Origin of the sequence: Burkholderia sp. A2 (assembly GCF_001729305.1) — a bacterium.
Classification (GTDB): domain Bacteria; phylum Pseudomonadota; class Gammaproteobacteria; order Burkholderiales; family Burkholderiaceae; genus Burkholderia; species Burkholderia sola.
In genome coordinates this window covers 1-1,141 of the sequence record NZ_LZXX01000058.1, presented here as the reverse complement: position 1 = coordinate 1,141, position 1,141 = coordinate 1, and the positions used below count along the sequence as shown (strand labels likewise).

The 1,141-nt window shown below is 69.1% G+C and carries 1 protein-coding gene; it reads left to right on the top strand.

Annotation, left to right across the window (positions count from 1 at the left end):
• Positions 1–1,141, top strand: a 1,141-nt coding sequence (locus A9Z05_RS36790; protein WP_176730144.1) for a type I polyketide synthase, incomplete at both ends; no start/stop codon positions are given.

Genomic DNA, 1,141 nt, shown 5'->3' with positions numbered 1-1,141 from the left:
TTCGACGCGGCCGCCGACGGTTACGTGCGCGGCGAAGGCTGCGGCGTCGTCGCGCTGATGCGGCTGTCCGATGCGCGGGCGCAGGGCAGGCCGATCCGGGCGGTGATTCGTGGCTCCGCCGTCAATCATGACGGGCGCAGCAACGGAATGACGGCGCCGAACGGCCGTACGCAACGCGACGTGATCCGCGAGGCGCTCGAGCATGCCGGCGTATCGCCGGCCGATGTCGACTACGTCGAGGCGCACGGCACCGGTACGCCGCTCGGCGACCCGATCGAGCTGCGTGCGCTCGAGGACGTGTACTGCCGCGACACGAATCGCAGCGGCGACCTGTACGTCGGCAGCATCAAGACGAATATCGGGCACCTCGAATCGGCCGCCGCGGTCGCCGGGCTGATGAAGGTCGTATGCGCGCTGCAGAAGGGTGAACTGCCGCGGCACCTGCATTTCGATACGCCGACCACGCACGTCGACTGGCATGCGAACGGCATTCGCGTCGCGACCGAGCATGCGGCGTGGCCGTCGTCCCGACCGGGCCGGCGAGTGGCCGCGATCAGCTCGTTCGGCATGAGCGGCACGAACGCACACCTGATCGTCGAAGCATGGCAGGAGGCGCGCGCAGCGGAGCCCGACGCGGACGTCGCGCTGGCCGGGCACGCGCGTCACGACATCTGGCCGTTGTCCGCACACACGGCGCCGATGTTGAAGCAAGCGCTCGAAGACTGCGCGGCGCACGTGCGGGCAGACGCGTCGTTGGCGCCCGACGCGGTCGCCAGCGCGCTGCGTCTCGCACGCGACAGCCATCGGCATCGCGTGGCGATCGTCGCGGATTCGCGCGACACGCTGCTCGATGCGCTGTCGGACGCGGCGCGGGCCATGACGGTCCGGAGCGGCCAGCCCGGCGGCGTTCGCGACCGGCTTGCATTCCTGTTTACCGGACAGGGCGCGCAGCGCGCCGGGATGGCTCGGCAGCTCTATCGGGATTTCGCGCCGTTTCGCGACGTATTCGACGCATGCGACAGCCATATCGAGGCGCAAGGAGAACTGTCGCTCGTGGACGTGCTGTGGGGCGACCATCAGGACCGGATAAACGAAACGCGTTACACGCAACCTGCGATGTTCGCGCTCGAAGTCGCGCTCG